Source organism: Brevundimonas sp. SL130, assembly GCF_026625805.1.
Classification (GTDB): domain Bacteria; phylum Pseudomonadota; class Alphaproteobacteria; order Caulobacterales; family Caulobacteraceae; genus Brevundimonas.
In genome coordinates, this window is the sequence record NZ_CP113064.1 from 1,395,388 (window position 1) to 1,418,708 (window position 23,321).

The 23,321-nt window shown below is 66.7% G+C and carries 19 protein-coding genes; 10 read left to right on the plus strand and 9 right to left on the minus strand.

The window, feature by feature from the left end; all coding sequences use genetic code 11:
• Positions 1 to 197: 197 nt before the first annotated feature.
• Both OU998_RS07045 and OU998_RS07050 read right to left on the minus strand, forming a co-directional pair.
• Entirely contained in the window at positions 198 to 884 is a 687-nt protein-coding gene (locus OU998_RS07045; protein WP_267516219.1) for a chromosomal replication initiator DnaA, read from the minus strand.
• Positions 885 to 970: 86 nt separating this feature from the next.
• Entirely contained in the window at positions 971 to 1,258 is a 288-nt protein-coding gene (locus OU998_RS07050; RefSeq protein WP_267516221.1) for a YciI family protein, read from the minus strand.
• Positions 1,259 to 1,419: 161 nt separating this feature from the next.
• Between OU998_RS07050 and aspS the strand changes: the two genes are divergently transcribed.
• Positions 1,420 to 3,252, plus strand: a complete 1,833-nt coding sequence (gene aspS / locus OU998_RS07055) for an aspartate--tRNA ligase (protein ID WP_267516223.1) — start codon at positions 1,420 to 1,422, stop codon at positions 3,250 to 3,252.
• Between the two features lie 68 nt (positions 3,253 to 3,320).
• Here aspS and OU998_RS07060 read toward each other — a convergent pair whose 3' ends face one another.
• From OU998_RS07060 to OU998_RS07070, 3 genes are all read right to left on the minus strand, one after another.
• Positions 3,321 to 4,196 carry a pentapeptide repeat-containing protein gene (locus OU998_RS07060; protein WP_267516225.1) on the minus strand — a complete coding sequence of 292 codons (876 nt, stop codon included), beginning with the start codon at positions 4,194 to 4,196 and terminating at the stop codon, positions 3,321 to 3,323.
• Between the two features lie 81 nt (positions 4,197 to 4,277).
• Positions 4,278 to 4,772, minus strand: coding sequence for a pentapeptide repeat-containing protein (locus OU998_RS07065; protein ID WP_267516227.1), 495 nt, complete (start codon positions 4,770 to 4,772; stop codon positions 4,278 to 4,280).
• 54 nt (positions 4,773 to 4,826) lie between these two features.
• A complete protein-coding gene (locus OU998_RS07070) occupies positions 4,827 to 7,457 on the minus strand; it encodes a TSCPD domain-containing protein (protein ID WP_267516228.1) in 2,631 nt (876 codons plus the stop codon).
• Positions 7,458 to 7,757: 300 nt separating this feature from the next.
• On the opposite strand from OU998_RS07070, the gene OU998_RS07075 reads away from it, so the two are divergent.
• From OU998_RS07075 to OU998_RS07100, 6 genes are all read left to right on the plus strand, one after another.
• The gene (locus OU998_RS07075) at positions 7,758 to 8,843 is read left to right on the plus strand and encodes a LacI family DNA-binding transcriptional regulator (protein ID WP_267516229.1); all 1,086 of its coding nucleotides are present in this window, start codon (positions 7,758 to 7,760) and stop codon (positions 8,841 to 8,843) included.
• A gap of 28 nt (positions 8,844 to 8,871) precedes the next feature.
• Positions 8,872 to 11,868 (plus strand): TonB-dependent receptor, encoded by a 2,997-nt coding sequence (locus OU998_RS07080; RefSeq protein ID WP_267516231.1) that lies wholly within the window; start codon positions 8,872 to 8,874, stop codon positions 11,866 to 11,868.
• A gap of 77 nt (positions 11,869 to 11,945) precedes the next feature.
• Positions 11,946 to 13,415, plus strand: a complete 1,470-nt coding sequence (locus OU998_RS07085; RefSeq protein ID WP_267516233.1) for a glucoamylase family protein — start codon at positions 11,946 to 11,948, stop codon at positions 13,413 to 13,415.
• Between the two features lie 26 nt (positions 13,416 to 13,441).
• The gene (locus OU998_RS07090) at positions 13,442 to 14,680 is read left to right on the plus strand and encodes a sugar ABC transporter substrate-binding protein (RefSeq protein WP_267516235.1); all 1,239 of its coding nucleotides are present in this window, start codon (positions 13,442 to 13,444) and stop codon (positions 14,678 to 14,680) included.
• Entirely contained in the window at positions 14,677 to 15,609 is a 933-nt protein-coding gene (locus tag OU998_RS07095) for a carbohydrate ABC transporter permease (protein WP_267516236.1), read from the plus strand. Before OU998_RS07090 ends, OU998_RS07095 begins: the two co-directional genes overlap by 4 nt.
• A gap of 142 nt (positions 15,610 to 15,751) precedes the next feature.
• Positions 15,752 to 16,567: a carbohydrate ABC transporter permease gene (locus OU998_RS07100; RefSeq protein ID WP_267516237.1), complete on the plus strand. Its 816-nt coding sequence runs from the start codon at positions 15,752 to 15,754 to the stop codon at positions 16,565 to 16,567.
• Between the two features lie 131 nt (positions 16,568 to 16,698).
• Here OU998_RS07100 and pyrC read toward each other — a convergent pair whose 3' ends face one another.
• From pyrC to ruvX, 4 genes are read right to left on the minus strand one after another with little or no spacing between them, the layout of a single operon-like run.
• Positions 16,699 to 17,970, minus strand: a complete 1,272-nt coding sequence (gene pyrC, locus OU998_RS07105; protein WP_267516239.1) for a dihydroorotase — start codon at positions 17,968 to 17,970, stop codon at positions 16,699 to 16,701.
• Positions 17,970 to 18,950, minus strand: coding sequence for an aspartate carbamoyltransferase catalytic subunit (locus OU998_RS07110; protein WP_008260068.1), 981 nt, complete (start codon positions 18,948 to 18,950; stop codon positions 17,970 to 17,972). Before OU998_RS07110 ends, pyrC begins: the two co-directional genes overlap by 1 nt.
• Before the next feature lie 52 nt (positions 18,951 to 19,002).
• Entirely contained in the window at positions 19,003 to 19,926 is a 924-nt protein-coding gene (locus tag OU998_RS07115; protein WP_267516241.1) for an AEC family transporter, read from the minus strand.
• On the minus strand, positions 19,923 to 20,402 hold the full coding sequence (ruvX, locus tag OU998_RS07120; RefSeq protein ID WP_267516242.1) for a Holliday junction resolvase RuvX: 480 nt from the start codon (positions 20,400 to 20,402) through the stop codon (positions 19,923 to 19,925). The genes OU998_RS07115 and ruvX overlap by 4 nt, the downstream gene beginning before the upstream one ends.
• Before the next feature lie 73 nt (positions 20,403 to 20,475).
• On the opposite strand from ruvX, the gene OU998_RS07125 reads away from it, so the two are divergent.
• From OU998_RS07125 to gatA, 3 genes are all read left to right on the plus strand, one after another.
• Entirely contained in the window at positions 20,476 to 21,003 is a 528-nt protein-coding gene (locus tag OU998_RS07125) for a hypothetical protein (RefSeq protein ID WP_267516243.1), read from the plus strand.
• 315 nt (positions 21,004 to 21,318) lie between these two features.
• Positions 21,319 to 21,606: an Asp-tRNA(Asn)/Glu-tRNA(Gln) amidotransferase subunit GatC gene (gene gatC / locus OU998_RS07130; RefSeq protein WP_267516244.1), complete on the plus strand. Its 288-nt coding sequence runs from the start codon at positions 21,319 to 21,321 to the stop codon at positions 21,604 to 21,606.
• A 2-nt stretch (positions 21,607 to 21,608) separates the two neighbouring features.
• Positions 21,609 to 23,087, plus strand: coding sequence for an Asp-tRNA(Asn)/Glu-tRNA(Gln) amidotransferase subunit GatA (gene gatA, locus OU998_RS07135; protein WP_267516245.1), 1,479 nt, complete (start codon positions 21,609 to 21,611; stop codon positions 23,085 to 23,087).
• Positions 23,088 to 23,321: the final 234 nt, after the last annotated feature.

Consider the following 23,321-nt stretch of genomic DNA (forward strand, 5'->3'; position numbering starts at 1 on the left):
CGCGTTTGCGAAGTTGTGGTTAAGATTCAGGCTCCCGTAGGTAGGTCGACGTGGAGGCCTTGGTGGCGTTTTTGTTCATAGCCTTGGTCGTCGGAACGGCGGCTCTCGTGATTGGCTGGGACATGTTGGGACAGCCGACTCCGAAGCGGATTTACCGCAGATTGAAGCGCCGCCGGAAGCGTGGCGCCTGACGGCGATCAATCGGCCTCGACCTCAGCATCCATCTGATCCAGCGCCTGGCGGGCCAGGACGCGGGTGACGGGGCGGTGCAGGGCGTCAAGCCGGGCGACGACGGTCGCGGCTGTGTCGGCCGACCGGTCCAGGCGCCGCACCAGATAATCGATCACATCCTCGGACGGGGTGATGCTGCGCTCGGCGAAACGGGCGCGCAGTATGGCGGACAGAACCACGTCGTCGGGGGTCGCGATCGCGACGGTGCGAACCGCATCGAGGCGCGAACGCAGGTCGGGCAGTTCAGCCGCCCAGGTCCGCGGCGACGCTCGATCCGCCAACAACAGGGCGCCTCCGCCCCCTTGGGCCAGATTGATCAGGTGAAACAGGCTTTCGTCGTCGGCGTCGCGGGCGTTGTCCAGCAGTACGGGCCGCCCTTCCAGCTCCAGCGGATCGACCAGGGCGGCTTCGACGCCGTTCAGCGGCACGGCGCCCACCCGTTCGGCCCAGTCGGCGGCGATCCGGCTCTTGCCCGACCCCGCCGGCCCATGCAGGGCCAGAACCGATCCGGCGCCGTCGGGCCAGCCGGCCAGAACGCGTGCGGCCTCTGCGTTGCTGTCGGACGTCACGAAGGCCTCGCCCACAAGGGCGCGCTCCAGCGGCAGACGCAGCTGTTGGGCGGTCGTTCGGATCAGGGCGCTCTGCGCGGACATGGGACTGTCATAGCAGAGGCCCGGACGAACCGCGTCACGCCGGGCCTGTTGGTACCGGGGAGGGACGAGCCCCTCTGTGGATGGAATCAGGCGAATTCGGCCAGGGCGGGATTCAGCTTGCCCGCCTTGAACTCTGTGACCTTGTAGTCGGCCAGGCCGTGGACGTGGAAGGGATCGTCCTTCAGCAGGGTCTCCAGCTCTTCCGTCGTGCCGCCGCTACGCACGACAAGGATGCCTCCGGTGCGCGGAACCATGGGACCGGCGGCGATGATCAGGCCGCTGGCGACATGGATGTCTAGCCATTCGCGATGCTCGACCGTCTTGGCTTCGATGGCCTCGATCGGCTGGGTGTAGGTGATGGTGACGATGAACATGGCGTGGCCTCGAACGGATGACCGGACCGCTATCGCGCGCAGCGGCAGGCTTTGCAACGGCTGAAACCTTGACTTTCAGGGGCGATGATGCGCCCTACGCCGCTTCGATTTCGGGCGCTTCGGCGTCAGATTCCACAGCCAGATTTCCAGACGGTCTGTTCATGCACGCCTACCGCTCTCATACCTGCGGCGCCCTGCGCGCCTCCGACGCCGGTTCCACCGTCCGCCTGTCCGGCTGGGTGCACCGTAAGCGCGACCACGGCGGCCTGCTGTTCATCGATCTGCGCGACCATTACGGCCTGACCCAGCTGGTGCTGCACCCGGAGACGCCGGGCTTCGCCGCCGTGGAACGTCTGCGCGCCGAGAGCGTGATCAAGATCGACGGCGAGGTCGTCGCCCGCGACGCCTCCGTGGTGAACTCCAACCTGCCGACCGGAGAGGTCGAGGTCCGCGTCCAGGGCGTCGAGGTTTTGTCGGAAGCGGCCGAACTGCCGATGCCGGTCTTCGGCGAGCAGGAGTATCCGGAGGATATCCGCCTCGCCAACCGCTTCCTCGATCTGCGTCGCGAGCGGCTGCACAAGAATATCGTCCTGCGCTCCAGGGTCATCTCCTCGATCCGTCAGCGCATGGTCGCCCAGGGCTTCCTGGAGTACCAAACCCCGATCCTGACCGCCTCGTCGCCGGAGGGCGCGCGCGACTTCCTGGTGCCGTCGCGTCTGCACCCCGGCAAGTTCTACGCGCTGCCGCAGGCGCCGCAGCAGTTCAAGCAACTGCTGATGGTCTCGGGCTTCGACCGCTATTTCCAGATCGCCCCCTGCTTCCGTGACGAGGATCTGCGCGCCGACCGTTCGCTGGAATTCTACCAGCTCGACGTCGAAATGAGCTTCGTGACCCAGGAAGACGTCTTCGCCGCCATTGAGCCGCTGATGCACGGCGTGTTCGAGGAGTTCGGCGAGGGCAAGCCGGTGTCGCCCATCGAAGGCGCCCATGTCTTCACCAACGATTTCGGCGAGACCTTCGAACACAAGGGCTTCGAGCGCCTGACCTACGCCCAGTCGATGGCCTGGTACGGTTCGGACAAGCCGGACCTGCGCAACCCGATCAAGATGCAGGTGGTGTCCGACCACTTCCGCGACGGCGGCTTCGGCCTGTTCGCCAAGATCCTGGGCGCGGACGAAAAGAACGCCGTCTGGGCCATCCCGGCGCCGACCGGGGGATCGCGCGCCTTCTGCGATCGCATGAACTCGTGGGCTCAGGGCGAGGGCCAGCCGGGCTTGGGCTATATCTTCTGGTCCGAAGACCAGGGCGCCTGGGGCGGTCCCATCGCCAAGAACCTGGGTCAGGAGCCGACCGAGGCCCTGATGTCGTCGCTGGGTCTGGGCCAGGGCGACGCCGCCTTCTTCACCGCCGGCCTGCCGTCCGTCTTCGCCAAGTTCGCCGGCCTGGCCCGCACCCGTGTGGGCACGGAGCTGAAGCTGGTCGACGAGAACCAGTTCAAATTCTGCTGGATCGTCGACTTCCCGATGTTCGAATGGTCGGAAGAAGAGAAGAAGGTCGACTTCAGCCACAACCCCTTCTCGATGCCGCAGGGCGGGCTGGAGGCTCTGGAGACCCAGGATCCGCTGACCATCCGCGCCTTCCAGTACGACATCGTCTGCAACGGCTATGAGCTGTGCTCGGGCGCGATCCGGAACCACAAGGCCGAGATCATGCTGAAGGCCTTCGAGATCGCCGGCTATGACGCCTCGGTGGTCGAGGAACAGTTCGGCGGCATGCTGAACGCCTTCCGCTACGGCGCGCCGCCGCACGGCGGCCTGGCCCCCGGCATCGACCGGATCGTCATGCTGCTGGCCGGCGAGACGGCCATCCGCGAGGTCATCGCCTTCCCGCTGAACCAGCAGGGCGAGGATCTGCTGATGAACGCCCCGACCGAGGCGGAAGAGCGTCAGTTGAAAGACGTCCACATCCGCACGGCGCTGCCGATCAAGGTGTGACGGGCTGACATCGCCGACTACGACAAAGGGGACGCCGCGAGGCGTCCCCTTTTTTGGTTTGGGCGGGCCTAGTTGTCGGCGTTGACGATGTGGCGCACGGCGGGCGGCGCCGGCGGGGTGCGGATCACCCGGATGGTCCCCCGACAGGCGTGGGCCGTCAGACGACCGGGCAGGCGGGTGGAACCGTCGCCGCAAGCTTCGCTGACCTGGTCCTGGGTCAGGTTGCGCGCCCCGGACAGGTCTGCGCCCCGGATGTCGGTGCGGCGCATCGAGGCGTCGCTGAAGTCGGCCCGGGTGAAGGTTCCGCCGGTCAGGCGTGCGCCGTCCAGGCTGGAATCGCGGAAGGAGGCGCCCGAGAAGTCTCCCCCGGACAGGTTGGAGGCGTTGACCTCTGCGTCGCTGAAGTCGGCGCCGACGGCATGGACATTGGCCAGGGTCGCGCCGAACAGTTCGCTGCTTGAGAAGTCGGCGCCGGCCAGGGTCGCGCCGTTGAAATTCACCCCGTGCAGCTCTCCTCCCGAAAGATCCGCACGCGTCAGGTTGGCGCGGACGAAGGACGATCCCTGGGCCTCGGCCCCCGTCAGGACGGCGCCGGTGAAGTTGGCCGAGGAGAAGTTGGCGCCGACGATCTCGACGCCCTGCATATTGGCCCGACTGAAGTCGCTGCCGGTGAAGTTCGAACCGACCATTTCGGCGCCGCGCAGATTGGCGCCGACCAGGGTGGCGTTCATGAAGCTGGCGCCGGTGAAGGTGGCGCCCGACAGGTTGCGGCCGGACAGTTCGCAGCGATTACACGATCCGCCCAGGGATACCGACCGGGCCACGTCGCGGTCCTGAATGGTCATCTCGACCCCGGCGAAGGCGGGGGTGGCGAGCATCAAACCCGCCGCCGCGATCAGGGCGGTTTTCAATCGGATGGGGGTGGGGCGGGCGATCTGTTTCACGAACTCTGAATGCCCCGAAACACCGGCCACACCTACTTAAATCGAGGTAATTTCGTTAAAACCACGCAAGGTGGATGGCCATCAACAGGCGGGAATACGTAGGTTTCCCGACAGGATGGTCGAAGAGTCGCCGCAGGCGCGATTCAGTTGCCCCTGGGTCAATCCGATCGCCCGCGATAGGTCGGCGCCGGACAGATTGGTCCCGATCAACTTGGCGCCCGAGAAGTTGGCCCCTTGCAGATAGGCGCCGACGAAACTGGCGTTGGTCAGGTCGGCCCCCGAGAAGTTCGAGCTGGAGAAGACGCCGCCATAGGCCTCGACGTCGCGCAGATCCGCGTTGGAGAAGCGGGTGCGGTTCATAACGCTAAGACTGAGGTCCGCCTGGCGCAGGCGTGCGCCGGACAGGTTCAGGCCGCGCGCCTCAAGCCCCGAGAAATCGCCCTGAAACAGGTTGCAGCCGGGGCAGGAGGCGCCGCGTTTCACATTGGCGATCTGGCCGGCGTTTTGCGCCAGAGCAGGGCTCGCGGCGGCCGCCAGCAGGACGACGGCGATGGACAGGGCGGTCAGACGAGACATGGGGCGCTCCAGCGAAAACCTCGCTGGGCGCCAGCCTAGAGCCCACCCGTTAACTTAGCCCTGATCGCCGCCGTGCTGCGCCCGCGCGTCGCCGCAGGTGTCGCAGACCCAGACGCCGCCGCGATTCTGCAAGCTGAAGTCCCCGCACGACGGACAGGCGACGGCCTCGGTATTGGCGGCGGTCCTTGGCTCGGGCTCAGCCTTCTTGCCGAAGGGCAGGACCACCAGATTGTCAGGGGCGGAGCCGCGGGCGAAGCCCTTGGAGATGAAGCGCGCGGCGGGAACGGCCTCTCCACCCTCTGTCTTGCCGTGACCCAGGCCGTCGGCGTTCAACTCGTCGGGGCCGGCGTTGGCCAGCTCGTGGCGGTCCAGATAGGAGACGCCCAGCTCGCGGAAGATATAGTCCAGGATCGAGGTGGCCGAGCGGATGGAGTCATTGCCCGTGACCCGTCCGGCGGGCTCGAACCGGGTGAAGACAAAGGCGTCCACGAACTCCTCCAGCGGCACCCCGTATTGAAGCCCGATCGAGATGGCGATGGCGAAATTGTTCATCAGGCTGCGGAAGGCGGCGCCTTCCTTGTGCATGTCGATGAAGATCTCGCCCAGTTCGCCGTCGTCGTATTCGCCAGTGTGGATATAGACCTTGTGCCCGCCCACGGCCGCCTTCTGGATATAGCCCTTGCGGCGGTCGGGCAGTTTGCGGCGCGCGCGGGCGCGCTCGACCACACGTTCGACCCCCCGTTCCGGCGGCGGGACGGGGGCGGGGCGGGGCGTGTCGAAGCGGGGCGCCGCCTCCGCCTTGGGCAGGGTCAGCAGGGGGCCGGCCGGGGGCGCGGCGCGACGCAGGCGGACGGCGCGACGTCCGTCGCCGGCGGCCAGGCTGAGTCGACGCGCGGCCTGGGCGGCGGTTGCACGCCAGTCCAGGATTTCGATCGCGGCGTAGGGGGCGTCGCTGAACGGCTCCAGCGCGCGCCGCAGCGCCGCCTCGGTCCCGACGGGATCGGTCACAAACATGGCCACGGCGGCGGGCGCCTCGGCCCAGTCAGCCAGGTCGCCATGGCCGAAGACCCAGCGCGCGGCCTCGGTCTCGGCCTCTTCCGGCACGCCCAGCAGATTCAGCAGGGGGCCGTCGCCGTCTTCCAGGCCCAGGACATCGCGGATGAAGCCGGGGTCCAGGACCGGAGCGGCGAAGACCGTGTCGAAACTGTCGGCATATGCCAAAGCCTGCTCGACGGCGGCCAGTTCGATGTCGGTGAAGCCGAAGCCGCGCAGGGCGGCGTGATCGACGCCGGGCGCCTCGACCAGGGTGCGGCGGCCGAACAGTCGGCGCTCGGCCGCCTGGACGTCGCCCCCCGCGTGAGCCAGGGCGGCCGCAACGCCGGGCGACAGCCGACGGCCGATCAGGCCGTCGGCTGTCTGGAAGACATCGATGACGGACGGCGCGCTAAGACCCAGACGCAAGCGGGCCTCGGCGTCATCGACGAACAGGCCGATGGCCGCATGACGGCGCGGGGCTCCAGGCTTGATCTGACTCTTGGCCGCCAGGGCGGCCAGCGGGTCCGGATTGGCCTTCAGCCGCGCGCGACGCAGCCTGTCCGCCTCGGCTGCCTGGGTCTTCAGACTATCCCATTCGGCGCTGGGCCCGCGTAGCTGGGCGAGTTCGGCGGAGGTCGCCGCGGCGACCGTCGCCGTCAGACCCGCGATCGCCCCGGCCCGAGCGGACAGATCCCCGCCTGTCGGCGCCACGGCGGCCGACAGGCCATCCAGGCCCAGGGCGATGGAGGCGGTGTCGGACTCGAGGTCCAGCGCCACAGTCCACAGACGGACCAGCTCCGGCAGACGGTCCTGGGATCCGTCGCCCAAGGCGGCGACAGCGGACAGGTCCAGCATGGCGCAACTGACGCCGCCCTCGGCCAGGACGTCGGCCTCGCGCGGGTCGAACGTCAGGATCAGGCCGCCGTCCAGCGCCGCCTCGGCCGCCGTCAGGGTCTCGGGCGCGCCGGCGGCGGTCCGGGTGCGATCGGCCAGGGCGATCAGGGGCGTGGTTTCGTGGAAGGGACGCAGGGCCAGGGCAGGCCGTTCGCCGTCGATGGCGCGCAGGATGTCTGCGTCGGTCGCGCCGCGACGCCTTGCGGTGGCGGCCGCCCGGCCCAGGGCCGGATTCCGCGACGGGTCGGCGCAATCCCCTTCACGTCCCTCGCACCGATCCACGGCGTCAGCGACGGCGGACAGGGCGTCGGCCAGGGCCTCGGCCGACTGAAGGGCCAGCCGCGCGGTCATCCGGTCGGCGCGGTGCTCGGCCAGGCGTTTGGACGCGGCTGGGTCGGCCAGATCGACGACCTCCGCTGCAGCCTTGGACGCCGCCGGCGAGGCCAGGCCCAGCTGGACCGTGGCGGCCAGCTCGGCGGCGAAGACATAAGCCTCGGCCCGGTCGGTGAAGACGCCCGCGGCCAGACCGCGGCCGGCCAGACGTTCGGCCCAGGCGTCGATTGCTCCGTTCAGCCAGCCGCCGGTCGGCAGCAGGGAAGGGCTGAGGGATTCGCTCCAATCCAGCCAGGCCTCGATCCGCGCGTCGGACCAGGCCGCCGGCGCCAGAACCTCTTGAACCGTATCCGCGCGTTCGACGGCGCGCGTCTCCATCGTGACGCGTCGGGCTTGTTCGACGAAGCCGGATTGAAAGCGCATGGACAGCGTCTCCCCGAATGCTTCCGACTAGATTACGGTGTTGTTGGGCCGTGCGCCACTAGATGTAGTAGTTATCAACCGCTGAATCTGTTTGGCGCTTTTACGGCTATCACGGACATTTCTAGCGGGATCGGCCGGCTCGGACGCCGGATGGGGCGCGGCGGGCGGGCCACAAATCGACACAAAGCGATATTGCGCCGCTTGCGGGACCCGCTGTTCCTATGCCATGTAACCGATTACATTATTTATCGACAGACCTTCGATAAGGGGGCTGGGACGATGACGCTCAGAGAGGAAAACGTGGAAATCACCGCCCCGTCAGGCTTGAACGGACATGCGCCGGCCGCCAAGGCTGCGACCATTCGCGACGTGGCGGAACGGGCTCAGGTGTCTGTGGCCTCGGTGTCGCGTGTGCTGAACGGTTCCGACGCCATCACCGAGACCACCCGTCGGCGTGTGCTCGATGCGGTCGAACATCTTCGCTACGTGCCCCATGTCGGGGCGCGCAGTCTGTCCACCAGCCGGACGGACACCATCGGCGTCATCCTGCCGGACCTGTACGGCGAGTTCTTCTCCGAACTGATACGCGGCATGGATCTGGCCGCGCGGGCTCACGGCAAACACCTGATCGTGTCCAGCTCCCACGGCGACACCGAAGAGACCATGGCTGCGCTGCGCTCAATGCGGGGCCGGGTCGACGGCATGATCGTGCTTTCGCCCCACCTGCGCGCCGCCAACCTGGCCGCCGATGTGGCGGGCCGGACCCCGGTCCTGGTCATGAACGGCGGCCTGGACGAGGGCGGTCGGCCGTCGATCGCGGTGGACAACCACGGCGGCGCCGTGGCGGCGGTCCAGCATCTGATCGCCACCGGGCGTCGCCGCATCGCCCACATTCGGGGCGCCGCCGGCAACCTGGAAGCCGACATCCGGGCCGAAGGCTACGCCAGCGCTCTGGACGGGCAGGAACCCATCATCGTCGAGGGCGACTTCACCCAGGCGGCCGGGCATCGCGCCGCCACCCGGCTGATGGCGCTGGATCCGCGCCCGGACGCGGTGTTCGCGGCCAACGACATGATGGCCCTGGGCGCCATGCTGGCCTTCCAGGAGGCGGGCGTGCGCTGCCCCGAGGACGTGGCCGTGATCGGCTTCGACGACGTGCCGCTGGCGGCCCTGGTCCGGCCGACCCTGACCACGCTGAGAGTGAATATCGCGGAAATGGGCCGCCGGGGCGTCGAACGCCTCATCGGCCTGGTCCAGGCCGGCGCCAACGCCGATCCGGACACCGTTTGTGAAATCGTTCGACCGGCCCTGGTCGTTCGTCAATCCACCGCGGCGGCCTCAACCGCCGGGTCAAACCCCGATCAGACAGCAGCGTCGCCGTCGTGAATCGGACCTATCAGGAGGGGACTTCAGGATGATCAAGTTCAAGACACGCAGCGCGGCCCTGGCCGCCGTATCCGCCTTCGCCATCACCGCAGGCTTCGCGGGGGCGGCGACGGCCCAGGTCGCCACCTCGACGATCCGCGGCAACGTCACCGACGGCGCCCAGGTCGAGGCCGGAGTCACCGTCGTCGCCCGCAACGTCGCTTCGGGCTTCACAAACCGCACCACGGCGAACGCCCAGGGCGGCTACACCCTCTCGGGTCTTCGTCCCGGCACCTATGAGGTGACGGTCACCACGGCAGAGGGTGAAACCGCCACCGACACCGTCAGTATCGGCGTGGGCCAGGTCGGCAGCCTGGACCTGGTGGTCGCGGCTCCGGCGGCGGCGGGCGAAGCCGGGGCGGCTGAACTCGGGGAAATCGTCGTCGTCGGCCGGCGTCTGGCCGAGGTGCGGACGCCGGAAAGCGCGACCAACGTCACCACGCAGCAGATCCAAAGCTTGCCGCAGATCAATCGCAACTTCCTGAACTTCGCAGCCCTGGCCCCGGGCGTGCGGGTCTCGCAGAACGATAAGGAAATGACCATTACCGCCGGCGGCCAGCGCGCGGAATCGGTCAACGCCTTCATCGACGGCGCCAGCCTGAAGTCCAACATCATCTCGGGCGGCATCGCCGGTCAGGACGACAGCCGCGGCAACCCCTTCCCGCAGGCGGCGATCCAGGAGTTCCGCGTCGTCAGCCAGAACTTCAAGGCCGAGTACGAGCAGGCTTCGTCGGCTATCATCACCGCCGTCACGCGGTCAGGCACTAACGAGTTCCACGGCGAAATCTTCGGCACCTATCGCGACCAGAGCATGGTCACCCAGGACGCGATCTCGAAGCGGAATGGCGACGAGAAGATTGACCAATCAATCAAGCAATATGGCGTGGCGCTTGGTGGGCCGATTATCGAAGATCGTCTCCATTTCTTTGGCAGCTATGAGCATAAAGAAGAAAATCGCTCGTCCACCGTTGATCTGGGCCGGAAGGATCCAGAGTATCAATCTCAGTTCGCGGACTATCTTGGCAGCTATGAGACCCCGTTTGAGGAAGATCTCTATTTCGGTAAGCTGAGCTTCCAGCCGATGGAAGGTCATCTGATCGACTTCAGCGTCACCTATCGTGATGAGGGCGAGGTTACGGGCGTTGGCGACGAAAACGCCTATGAACGCGCTACCGGTTTACAACAAACGACCAAGAGCGCGAACCTCCGCTATCAGTGGCAGGGACAAGGCTTCCTGAACGAGTTCGCGGTCGATTACCGCAACTACAACTACAATCCGACGGCCGCCAACTTCGACGAAGCCGGCGCAAGCTACCGGATCTTTGAGAACGGCTACGATCCATACGGCGGCGTGACGGTCCTGAACACGGGCGGGGCCAACACCCGTCAGGACATCACCGATGAAGCTCTGACCTTCCGCAATGACCTGACCTTCAACGAGGTCTCCTTCAAGGGTTTTCACACGTTCAAGTTCGGCGCGAAATTCTCGAAGCAGGATTATCACGTCGAGAAGGAGTTCAGCCGCAACCCGGAGTTCTTCTATGACCTGGATGGCGCGGCCAGCGGCGACGCCTCGGTGCCTTATCGCGTGCAGCTGGGCACCGCGACGCCGGTCGTCGATCTGACCAACAACGTCTTTGGCCTGTACATCCAAGACGACTGGGCGATCACCGACAAACTGGAACTGAACCTCGGCATCCGTTGGGACTACGAGGACAACGCCAACAACCCGGACTATGTCACGCCCGATTCGGTGGTCGATGGTTTGAACCAGTGGATCGCCTCGACAGACGGCGGCAAGCCGGCCGGTTACAAGCCCAGCTGGCTGAATGTGGATGATTACGTGTCCACCGGCAGCAACCGCGACCCGTTCGCCAAGGCCTTCCAACCGCGGATCGGCTTCTCATACGACGTGTACGGCGACCGTGGCACGGTCATCTTTGGCGGCGCCGGCCGCTACTACGACCGGGTGAACTTCAACTTCTCGTTCGACGAGATCGCCAAGCCCTACACCACGACGAAGAATATCTTCTTCACCACCACGCCTGGCGCGGTCCAGGACGGCAGCTCGGACAATCCGTACCTATGGAATTCGTCCTATTCGACCACCGAAGGTTTGGACGCCCTGCTGTCCACCGTCAGCGGCAGGGGAGAGGCCTTCCTGCTGAAGAACGATTTCGAGCCGCCGCGGACCGACCAGTTCAATCTGGGCGTCCGCCAGCGTGTGGGCGAATGGCAGACTGAATTCACCCTGGCCTACGGCAAGACCGAGAACGAGTTCACCTGGCAATATGTGACCCGCTGCCGCGAACCCACATATGGCAATGACGGCGACGGCTACGGCGACAACGGCGGCTATTGTGCGCCCGGCGCCAGCAACCCTTACAGCGGCTACTATGTCTCCGATCACAGTAAGGAGCGCGAGTTCAAGGCCCTCTACGTCAAGCTGGACAAGCCCTATACGCATGACTCCGGCTGGGGGGTGAACATCGCCTACACCCTATCGGATTCCAAGCAGAACGGCGGCAGCGACAACTTCTGCTTCGACTGCTTCTCGGTCGAGACCTCGCCGATGCGGAACTCTGCAGAAAACGAACGTCACCGGATCGTCGCCAACGGCATCCTTGATCTGCCGCTGGACTTCCAGCTGTCGGGCATCCTGACCCTCGGTTCGGGCACCCCCTACAATGTCTATGATGGTTCAGGATCGACCTTCTACTACCGGCCGTATGCGGGCTATCCGGAGAAGGAAAACTTCTTCATCCCCAACGCCTTCGCCTATCGGAACTTGGATCTCCGCCTGACGAAGAACATCGACATCGATGGGGCGGGTCAGATGCAGGTCTATGTCGATGCGATCAACATCTTCAATTTCAAGAACTATACCGATTACGACGGTACGGTGACGTCCTCGACCTATGGAAATCCGAGCAACGTTCTTAATCCGACGCGGACGTTCCAGGTCGGCGCCCGCTACTCCTTCTAACTCCCCCTGAGCCTGGGCCGCCTTCCGCTTGCGCGGGAGGCGGCCTTCTTCTTGATACAGACCCAGTGAGCGTGCCCATGAACCGCCGACACTTCCTGATGCGAACCACGGCAGGGGCTGCGGCCCTGGCGGTCGGCGGCATGGTCGCAGGCCAGGCGGCGGCGCAGCAGGCGGTGACGGGCGCAGTCAACGGGACCGAACGCCGGCCCTTGCGGCTGGACCGCGAAATCAACGAGCTTCAGGAACGCACCTTCCGCTGGTTCGAAAAGGTCACGGACCGGCGCACCGGTCTGACGCCCGACCGCTGGCCCAGTCCGTCCTTCTGCTCCGTCGCGGCGGTGGGCTTCGCCCTGACTTGCTGGCCCATCGGCGTCGAGCGGCGCTGGATGAGCCGGGACGAGGCGCGCGAGCGGACCCTGATCACCGTCCGCTATTTCCACAGCCTGCCGCAGGGCCCGGAGGCCTCAGGGACGGCGGGCCACAAGGGCTTCTTCTATCATTTCCTCGAGATGGAGACCGGTCATCGCTACCGGACCAACGAACTGTCCACCGTCGACACGGCCCTGCTGATCGCCGGCATGCTGTTCTCCGCCCGCTATTTCGACGGCGACCACCCGGACGAGGTCGAGATCCGAGGCCGGGTCCAGGCCCTGTACGAGCGGATCGAATGGGATTGGGCTGTGGTGCGCGACAACCGGATCACCATGGGCTGGCATCCCGAGAGCGGCTTCATCCGCTCAGACTGGCACGTCTATAATGAGGGCATGCTGCTGCTGCTGCTGGCCATCGGCAGCCCGACCCACCCCGTCTCGGTCAATGTCTGGCACGAATGGGCCGCCAGCTATGACGAGAGCTGGACCGACCGCTGGGGCAGCTGGCATCTGAATTTCGCGCCGATCTTCGGCCATCAGTACAGCCATATGTACATCGACTTCCGCGGCATCCAGGACGCTTGGATGCGCGGTCAGACGGCCCAGTTGGGCGAGTATCTGGACTATTTCGAAAACAGCCGCCGCGCCGTCTACGCCCAGCAGAAATACGCCCATGACAACCCGGGCCAGTGGGTCGGCTATTCGTCCGAGACCTGGGGGCTGACGGCCTGCGATGGGCCGGGCGATTTCAAACAGACGATCAACGGGGGCGAGCGGGAGTTCTTCAGCTATTCGGCGCGCGGTCCCGGCGACCGGGACGACGGCACCATCGCCCCCACGGCGGCGGCCAGCTCCATCGCCTTCGCGCCCGAGATCGTCGTGCCCTGTATCAAGGCGATGAAGAGCCGGTTCGGCGCGGGCGTCTATACCGAGTGGGGCTTCCTCGACAGTTTCAACCCGACCCTGACCCAGCGCGACGGGCCGTTGCAGCACGGCAAGATCGTTGACGGCGTGGGCTGGGTCGCCGACGACTATCTGGGCATTGACCAGGGGCCCATCGTCGGCATGACCGAGAACCATCGCTCGGACTTCATTTGGCGTTACATGCGCGGCGAGCCCAACATCCGCCGGGCCCTGGATACGGCCGGATTCACCGGCGGCTGGCTGACCGCATGAGGCCTGACCCGCACAGGCGGGGCGCCTTGGCGCTGCTGGCGGGCGGCGCGGCCTCGGCCTGCACGCCGCGAGGGCAGGCCGAGACGGTGCTGCGCTTCTGGGCCATGGGCAACGAGGGCGGGACGGTCGGCCAGTTGATGCCCGAGTTCGAGCGCCGCAATCCCGGCGTCCGGGTCGAGGTCCAGCCCCTGCCGTGGACCGCCGCGCACGAGAAACTGCTGACCGCCTACGCCGGGGCGTCGCTGCCGGACGTCAGCCAGATCGGCAACACCTGGGTCGCGGAGCTGAGCGCCATCGGCGCCCTGTCGCCGACCCCGCCCGAAGCCGCCGACCTGCTGACCGACCAGTTCCCGGCGGTGCTGGAGACCAATCAGATCGCCGGCCGGGCCATGACCACCCCCTGGTATGTGGATACGCGTCTGCTCTTCTATCGCAAGGATCTGCTGGCCCGCGCCGGTTTCGACGCGCCGCCGCAGGACTGGGCTGAATGGAAACGGGCCATGCACGGGATCAAGCGCGCGGCCGGCGAGGGGAACTACGCCATCCTGCTGCCGCTGAACGAGTTCGAGCAGCTGCTCACTTTCGGATTGCAGACCGAAGAGCCGCTGCTGCGCGACCGCAATACGAGAGGCAACTTCTCCAACCCCGGCTTCATCTCGGCCCTGGCCTTCTATCGCAGCCTGTTCGCCGAGGGGTTGGCGCCCCTGGCTTCGGCGGCGCAGATCTCCAACGTCTGGACCGAGTTCGCGCGCGGCTATTTCAGCTTCTATTTCTCCGGCCCGTGGAGCGTCGGCGACTTCCGTTCCCGCCTGCCTGCGGCGTTCCAGCCGAACTGGGCTACGGCCGGCGTGCCGGGCCCGACCGGCCTGGGCGCCTCGGCGCCGGGCGGCTCCAGCCTGGCGGTGTTCAAGTCCTCGCCGCATCAGGACGCCGCCTGGGCCCTGGTCCGCTATCTGTCCGAGCCCGCCGTCCAGGCCCGGTTCAACACCATCGTCGGCGACCTGCCGGCGCGCCAGAGCGCCTGGGACATGGCAAGGATCGAGCGCGACCCGATGCTGGCGCCCTTCCGGGGCCAGTTGGAGCGCGCCAAGGCCGTGCCCAAGGCGCCCGAATGGGAGCGGATCGTGACGGAGATGCAGATCGTCGCCGAACGGATGGTGCGCGGCGAATACAGCCCTGAGACCGCCGCCGCCGAGATCGACCGCCGTGTCGATCGGCTGCTGGAGAAACGCCGCTGGATGCTGGAACAGGGCAGGGCCGTATGACCGTCGCCGATCCGACCCTGGCCCGACCGAAGCCGTCGCGTGGACGCGCGGCGAGAGAGCGCGCAGCCTGGGCCTTCGTCGCCCCGGCCATGATCGCCATCGGCCTGTTCTTCGCCCTGCCGGTGATCGCGGCCCTGCTGCTCAGCCTGACCGACTTCGACATCTACGCCCTGGCGAACCTCGATAATCTGCGTTTCGTCGGCTTGCAGAACTACGAGCGGCTGATGACCAATCCGCTGTTCTGGGGGGCGATGAAGAACACCCTGACCTTCGCGGTCCTGGGCGTGCCTCTGTCCATTGCGGCCTCCCTGGCGGCGGCGGTGATCCTGAATGCACGGGTGGTGAAGTGGCGGCCCATCTGGCGGGTCATGTTCTTCGCCCCCTATGTCACCACCCTGGTCGCCACCGCCGTGGTCTGGCGCTATCTGCTGCACACCCGCTACGGCGTCATCAACTGGGGGCTTGAGAGCATCGGCCTGCCGGCGGTGGACTGGCTGGGCCAGCCCTCGACCTCCATCCCCGCCATCCTGATGTTCGTGGTCTGGAAGATCTTCGGCTACAATATGCTGATCTTCCTGGCCGTGCTTCAGACCGTGCCGGACGACCTGTACGAGGCAGCCCGCATCGACGGCGCCGGGCCGTGGAAACAGTTCCGCCATGTCACCCTTCCGGCCATCGCGCCGACCATGTTGCTGGTCTCGATCATCTCGGTCGCCAGCTTCTTCCAGCTGTTCGCCGAACCCTATGTGATGACGCAAGGCGGGTCGGCCCAGAGCACGGTGACGGTGCTCTACTTCATGTACGAGGAAGGCTTCAAATGGTGGAACCTGGGCTCCGCCAGCGCGGTCGCCTTCGTCCTGTTCCTGTGCATCCTGGCGATTACCCTGGTCCAGTTGGCTGTGGCCAAGCGGGTGGGGGCGTATCAGTGACTTGCCCCACTCACATCCGTCATCCTCGCCCTTGTGACGAGGATCCATACGCCCGGTGTATGGGCCGTGCCCCCGCTCTGAGACCGGGAGTATGGATCCTAGGGACAAGCCCTAGGATGACGGCAATGGGGGAGGGCTGCCTGTGAAAATCCGCGCCATCCTCCTCAACCTCGCCGTCGCCCTGATCGCCCTCATCGTCCTGTTCCCTCTGGTCTGGATGGCGTCCGTCAGCTTCATGCCCACCGGCGAAGCGGCCACCTTCCCACCGCCGCTGGTCCCTTCGCACTGGACGCTGGAGCATTACCGCGACCTGTTCCTGAACCAGGGCATGGGCCGCTATCTGTGGAACAGTTTCGCCCTGGCGACCCTGGCGACGCTCCTGGCGCTCAGCTTCACCGTCCCGGCCGGCTACGCTTTCGCCAAGCTGAAGTTCACGGGGCGCGAGCGGCTGTTCCAGGTCCTGGTCGCCGCCCTGGTGGTGCCGGCCCAGATCGGCACCTTGCCGCTGTTCCTGATGCTGAAGGGGATGGGGCTGGTGAACACCTATGCCGGGGCCCTGGCGCCCTGGCTGGCCTCGATCTTCGGCCTGTTCCTGGTGCGCCAGTATGCGCTGAGCATTCCCGACGAGATGCTGGAGGCCGCCCGGATCGACGGCGCCAGCGAAGGCCAGATCTTCCGCCGCATCGTCCTGCCGACGCTGCAGCCGATCATCGTCACCCTGGGCCTGTTCGTCTTCCTGGGCAGCTGGAACGACTTCCTGTGGCCATTGATCGTCCTGACGGACCAGTCGAACTACACCCTGCCGGTCGCCCTGGCCGCCCTGTCGCGCGAACATGTGCAGGACGTCGAACTGATGATGGCCGGCGCCGTCGTCACGGTCGCGCCCGTGCTGATCCTCTTCCTCGCCCTGCAACGCTACTACATCCGCGGCATGCTCGCGGGCAGCGTGAAGGGGTGACGCCTGTTCCCATTCCCACCCCTCCAAGACCGTCATCCTAGGCCTTGTGCCTAGGATCCATGCGCCGCCCTGATGGCCGCTCCGGCCGTCGTGCGCTAAAGCCCTTTCCCGGCGGGAAAGGGAAGGGCGGGTCAGAAGACCTTGCGGCCGCCCACCCATGTGCCCACGATCTTGCCCTGCAGCCTGCGCCCGTCGAACGGCGAGTTCTTGGACTTGGAGCGCAGCTTGTCCGCATCGACGATGATCGGCGCGCCGGGGTCGAACAGCACCAGGTCGGCGGGCGCGCCTTCGGCCAGCACCCCGGCGTCGAGGCCCAGCAGGGCCGCCGGTCCCTGGGTCAGGGGCCGCAGCACGTCCAGCAGGTCCAGCCCGTCGTCGTGGTGCAGGGTCAGGGCGGCGGGCAGCAGGGTTTCCAGGCCCACGGCGCCGGGCGCGGCCTCGGCGAAGGGACGGCGCTTGTCCTCGGCGGGGGCGGGGGCGTGGGCTGAGGTGATGACGTCGATCAGACCTTCGCGCACCGCCTCGATCAGGGCCTGACGATCGGCCTCGGAGCGCAGCGGCGGGTCCAGCCGGTAGAAGGTGCGATAGTCGCCGATGTCCACCTCGTTGAAGCACAGGTGGTTGATCGAGACGCTGACCGCGACCTCCAGCCCCTTGGCCCGCGCCCGCGCCAAGGTCTCCAGCGCCCCTTCGGTCGAGATCTGATCCACCAGGAACCGGGCGCCCGTCTGTTCGACCAGGGCCAGGTCGCGCTCCAGCCCGATCCGCTCGGCGATGGCCGGGCTGCCGGACAGGCCCAGCCGCGTGGCCAGTTCGCCCGACGCGGCGACCGATCCTTCCGTCAGCCACGGATCGGACGGACGACAGGCGATCAGGGCGTTGAAGGCGGCGGCGTAGCTCATCACCCGCTGAAGGGTGCGGCTGTTGACGATCACCTTGTCGCCGTCGGTGAAATACAGGGCGCCGGCCTCGTCCATCAGGCCGATCTCGGCCATCCGCTGGCCGTCCAGAGCCTTGGTCGCCGCGCCGGCCGCCCGGACATTGACCAGGTTCAGGGCCGCGCCGCGACGCTGGATGAAGTCGATCATCGCCGGGTCGTCCACGGCGGGATCGGTGTCGGGCTGAACCACGATGGTCGTCACGCCCCCGGCCGCGGCGGCCAGGCTGGCGGACTTCAGCGTCTCTTTCGGTTCAGCGCCGGGTTCGCCGGTCTTGACCCGGATGTCGATCAGGCCGGGCGCCAGGCACAGGCCGTCCGCGTCGATGACCTGGTCGGCGTCGATGGGCGATGCGCCGTGAACGACGCGCACGATGCGGCCGTCTTCGATCAAGACGCCGCCGGGACCGTCATAGTCCGTCGCGGGATCCAGCAGGCGGGCGTTTAGGATGGCGACGGTGGTCATCACTTGTCCCCCCAACGGGCCGACAGGGAGGCCAGCACGGCCATGCGGGCGGCGACGCCCATCTCGACCTGATCCTGGATCAGGGAGACGTCCAGGTCGTCGGCCACGTCGGAATCGATCTCGACGCCCCGGTTCATCGGCCCGGGGTGCATGACCCGGGCGCCCGGCTTGGCCCAGGCCAGCTTCTCGCGGTCCAGGCCCCAGAAGCGGAAATATTCGCGGGTCGAGGGCACCAGGGCGCCGGCCATCCGCTCCAGCTGAAGCCGCAGCATCATCACCACGTCGCAGCCGGCCAGCCCCTCGCGCATGTCATGGAACACCTCGCAGCCCCAGCGGTCGGCGTCGCCCGGCACCAGGGTCGGCGGGCCGATCAGGCGCACCCGCGCCCCCATCATCTGCAACATCGCCACGTTCGACCGCGCCACACGGCTGTGGGTGATGTCGCCGCAGATGGCGACCGTCAGGCTGGTTACGTCGCCGAAGGCGCGACGCATCGACAGCAGGTCCAGCAGGGCCTGGGTCGGGTGTTCATGCCGGCCGTCCCCGGCGTTGACGACGGCGCAGCCGACCTTCTGGCTCAGCAGCTCCGCCGCGCCCGAGGCCGAGTGGCGGATGACCAGAATGTCCGGCTTCATCGCATTCAGCGTCACCGCCGTATCGATCAGGGTCTCGCCCTTCTTCACCGAGGACGAGCCGACCGGCATGGTCACCACATCGGCGCCCAGCCGCTTGGCGGCGATCTCGAAGGAAGAACTGGTGCGGGTCGAGTTCTCGAAGAACAGGTTCACCACCGTGCGCCCGTGCAGCAGGTCCAGGGCCTTGGACGACTGGCGATTGAAATCCACAAAGGCGTCGCCGAGATCCAGCAACTGCGGCGTGACGAAGGGGTTCAGGTCCGAGGCGGCCAGGAAGTGGGCCTTGGGGAACGGAACCAGCCGCTCGCGAATGGTCTGGTCGGTGACGTCGTGGGGCTGGGTCATCGAGACGCGCCTATAGGCGGGAGTCGGTGCAAACGCCAGTGTCGGGCGCCCGTCAGGTGAAGTGGAACAGCATCAGAAGGATTGGAATGACCACGGCGCTGCCTACGGTGGTCAGGGCGATGACCCCCGCGATCAGGGGCGCGTCCCCGCCCATCTGGCGCGCCAGGATGTAGGAGGCCGCCGATCCCGGCGCCGCCCCGCAGATCAGGGCGATCCCCTGGGCCAGGCTGTCGCCGCCCAGGGCCCAGGCGATGAACCACATCAGCGGTGGCATGACCCCCAGCTTGACCAGGGTCACGGCGGCGATGGTTCCCTGGCGGCGCTTGACCTCGGCGAACGAAAGCCCCGCCCCGGCGACGATCAGCCCCAGCGGCAGGGCGGCGGCCCCCAGCAGGTCCATCGCGTCCGACAGGCCCGGGATCAGCGGCGCGCGCAACAGGTTCAGCGCCAGGCCGATCAGACAGGCCAGCAGGATCGGATTGGCGAGCATCGATTTCGCCAGCCCCAGGGCCGAGGGCTCGCGTTTCAACGAACCCCATTTGGCCAGCACCGCGACACAGGCGATATTGGTCACCGGAATGATGAAGGCGATGGCGACCGCCGCCATGGCCGTGCCCTCCGAGCCATAGACCGACTGGATCACCGGCACGAAGACGAAACTGTTCCAGCGGATCACCCCCTGAAACACGCTGGTATAGGCCGGCCCGTCCAGCGGGATCAGCGGTTTCGCGGCGAACGTCGCCGCCGCCACGATCAGGGTCGCCCCCACCGCCGCAGCCCCCGCCACCGTCGCCCCGCCGCCCGACAGATCGGCGTGCCAGATCGCGGGGATCAGGAAGCTGGGGTAAAAGATGTTGATCGACAGCTTCTCGATCGGCCGCCACGCCTCATCGGGCAGGAAGCCGGATTTTCGCAGCCCATAGCCCAGGGCGATCATCAGAAAGACCGGCAGGACGCCGGCGATCAGCCCCGTCAAACCCAGGTCGCCTGATCCCGCACCCGATCCAGCGCCCCCTGCAAGATCCAGGCGGCGGCGGTGCGGTCCACGACCTGCGCCCGGCGCTTGCGGTTCAGGTCCAGGTCCTCAATCAGGAACCGCTCGACCGCGCTGGTGGACAGCCGCTCGTCCCAGAAGGCGACGTTGATGGGCCGCAGCCGCTCCAGATTGCGGGCGAAGGCGCGGCACGACTGGGCGCGCGGCCCCTCGGTCCCGTCCATATTGGCGGGCAGGCCGATCACCAGGGCCGAGACCTTGCGATGGGCCATCAGCTTGAACAGCTGCTCGGCCTCCAGGGTGAACTTGGATTTGCGGATCAGCTGGAGCGGAGAGGCGATCAGGCGCGTGGCGTCCGACACCGCCACCCCAATGGTCTTCTCGCCCAGATCCAGCCCCATCCACGGGGTGTCGGGCGGGCAGGCGGCGGGCAGGTCGAGGAGGTCGAGAACGGGCACGGCCTGCGGTTAGGACCGGCGCGGGCTTAAGTCAAAGGCGATGGTTCGAGAAATCTCGGCCGGGGAGGGCGTGATGCGTACGATTTCACGGGTGGTTGCGCTTGTCGTCATGGCGATTGCAGCGAGCCCTGTATCGGCTTTTCCCCCGGTGACTTCGATGAAGTTGAGGCCCGTTGAGGCCGGAGTGCTGACACCCCAAGAGAAAAGCGCGGGCCTCCTTCTCGGCTCGCCCGGCGTTCGCCTGTACGGCAAATCCCAAGGCAGGAACGGACGGGCAGCGATGCTCTACATCGGAGTCCCCGGTCGCGACGGTGAACGGCTGTTCCAGCTTGAACGTGTGGCGAACTGGAGCGGCAGCCAGGTGCCGGTTGGCTGCATAGCGAGGCAACCTGGCGATGAAGAACGGATCATGTCCGTTACGCTCGACCTCGATGTGGTCATCCCCGGCCCGAGCGGCGGCCAGGAAGTCGTGCTGATGCAGTACAATCTGACTTGGCCGGAGCAGCACCCGCATCTCCTGTCTGCCGGGGTCACGGGGCGATCTAACCCCATCGTTTGGCGCGCGCCGCGTGCAGAGCCGCTGCCTGACTGCTTGCGCTGAACAGCGCGGCGACCAGCCGACAAAATTTATTGATCGCCCACGCTGTACTGCGTCTGCACAAGCGTTTGAGGCTGATTTCACGCCCGCCAACCCATCGCTCTTTCCGGCCGGGTTATAGTTTCAGGTCGTAAACGCGGGAGGGCGCGATGCAGTGAGTTTTGGCGGTTTGGCGGTTTGTCACCCTGTTTTTACGACACGGGATGCGACCCATATCCGGCCAGTGGCGCGCCAGCGGGGCGATGTTCTTGTGAATCCGCGCCTGTGCCGCTAATCCCGCCCCCTAGACCCCATTATCGACGTGCATTGGAGGGCCGCATGGCCATCGACGCTGCGACGGTGCGCAAGGTTGCGCATCTCGCCCGCATCAAGACCCCCGAGGATCGGCTGGAGCCGCTGGCCCAGGAGCTGAACGGCATCCTGCAGTGGATCGAACAGCTGAACGAGGTCGATGTCGACGGCGTCGAGCCCATGACCTCGAACGTCGCCCAGCCCCTGCGCCTGCGCGAGGACGTGGTCACCGACGGCGACAAGATCGACGCCGTCCTGTCCAACGCCCCTAAGTCCGCCGACGGCTTCTTCGTCGTGCCCAAGGTGGTCGAATAGTCATGAGCGACCTGACCAAACTGACCCTGAAGGGCGCCGTCGACGGCCTGAAGGCCAAGGACTTTTCCTCGGCCGAAATCACCCAGGCCTTCCTGACCAATATCGAGGCCGCCAATCCGACGCTGAACGCCTATGTCGAGGTGACCGCGGACAAGGCCATGGACATGGCCCGCGCCTCCGACGCCCGCATCGCCGCCGGCGAGGGCGGGGTGCTGGAAGGCGCGCCGCTGGGCATCAAGGATCTGTTCTGCACCGAGGGCGTCCAGACCACGGCCGGCTCCAACATGCTGCGCGGCTTCGTGCCGCCGTATGAATCGACCGTCACCGCCAATCTGTGGCGCGACGGCGCGGTCATGCTGGGCAAGCTGAACATGGACGAATTCGCCATGGGCTCGTCCAACGAGACCTCGGCCTTCGGTCCGGTGGTCAATCCGTGGAAATCGGCCGGCTCCAACGCCGATCTGACGCCGGGCGGATCCTCGGGCGGTTCGGCCTCGGCCGTCGCCGCCGACCTGTGCCTGGCCGCCACCGCGTCCGACACCGGCGGCTCGATCCGCCAGCCCGCCGCCTTCACCGGCACGGTCGGGATCAAGCCCACCTATGGCCGCGCCAGCCGCTTCGGCATGGTGGCCTTCGCCAGTTCGCTGGACCAGGCCGGCCCGATCACCAAGACGGTCGAGGACGCGGCCCTGCTGCTGCAATCCATGTGCTCGTTCGACGCCAAGGACTCCACCAGTCTGGACATCCCGACGCCCGACTGGACCCAGTCGGTCGGCAAGTCGGTCAAGGGCCTGCGCATCGGCGTGCCGCGTGAATATGTCGTGGACGGCATGCCCGCCGAGATCCAGGCCCTGTGGGATCAGGGCGTGGCCTGGCTGAAGGACGCCGGCTGCGAGATCGTCGAGATCAGCCTGCCGCACACCAAATACGCCCTGCCGACCTATTATATCGTGGCGCCGGCCGAGGCCTCGTCCAACCTGGCCCGTTACGACGGCATGCGGTTCGGGCACCGGGCGGATCAGTTCAGCTCGCTGGACGACCTCTACGCCACCTCGCGCGCAGAGGGCTTCGGCAAGGAGGTCCAGCGTCGCCTGACCATCGGCGCCTATGTGCTGTCGGCCGGCTTCTACGACGCCTATTACGTCCGCGCCCTGAAGGTGCGTCGCCGCATCGCCGAGGACTTCGACAATGTCTGGGGCCAGGTCGACGCCATCCTGACCCCCTCGACCCCGTCGGCCGCCTTTGCTCTGGGGGACAAGCAGATCGACCCCCTGACCATGTATCTGAACGACGTCTTCACGGTCACGACCAACCTGGCCGGCCTCCCGGGCCTCTCGGTCCCCGCCGGCGTCGATTCCGGCGGCCTCCCGCTCGGCCTCCAGGTCATCGGCAAGGCCCTGGACGAGGCGACCGTCTTCCAGGTCGGGGCCGCGCTTGAAAAGGCGGCGGGCTTCACGGCCAAGCCGGGCCAGTGGTGGTGAACTGATGGGAAAGCTGTTGCTGGTCGTCGCCGGCTGTAGTCTTTCCCTGGGGAGCCTGTTCTTGGCGATTATAACATCTCCAATCGGAGTCTACCCGATTTGGCAGATGATGCTGGTCTCAACTATTCTAGCTGGGGTGGGGGTGCTTGTCGCGCGCTTGGGATTCATGCCGGACGAGCCGCGCCGACCTATTGATCCGCCCCAACCGATTTCTCCCGATGACTGGGACGGATA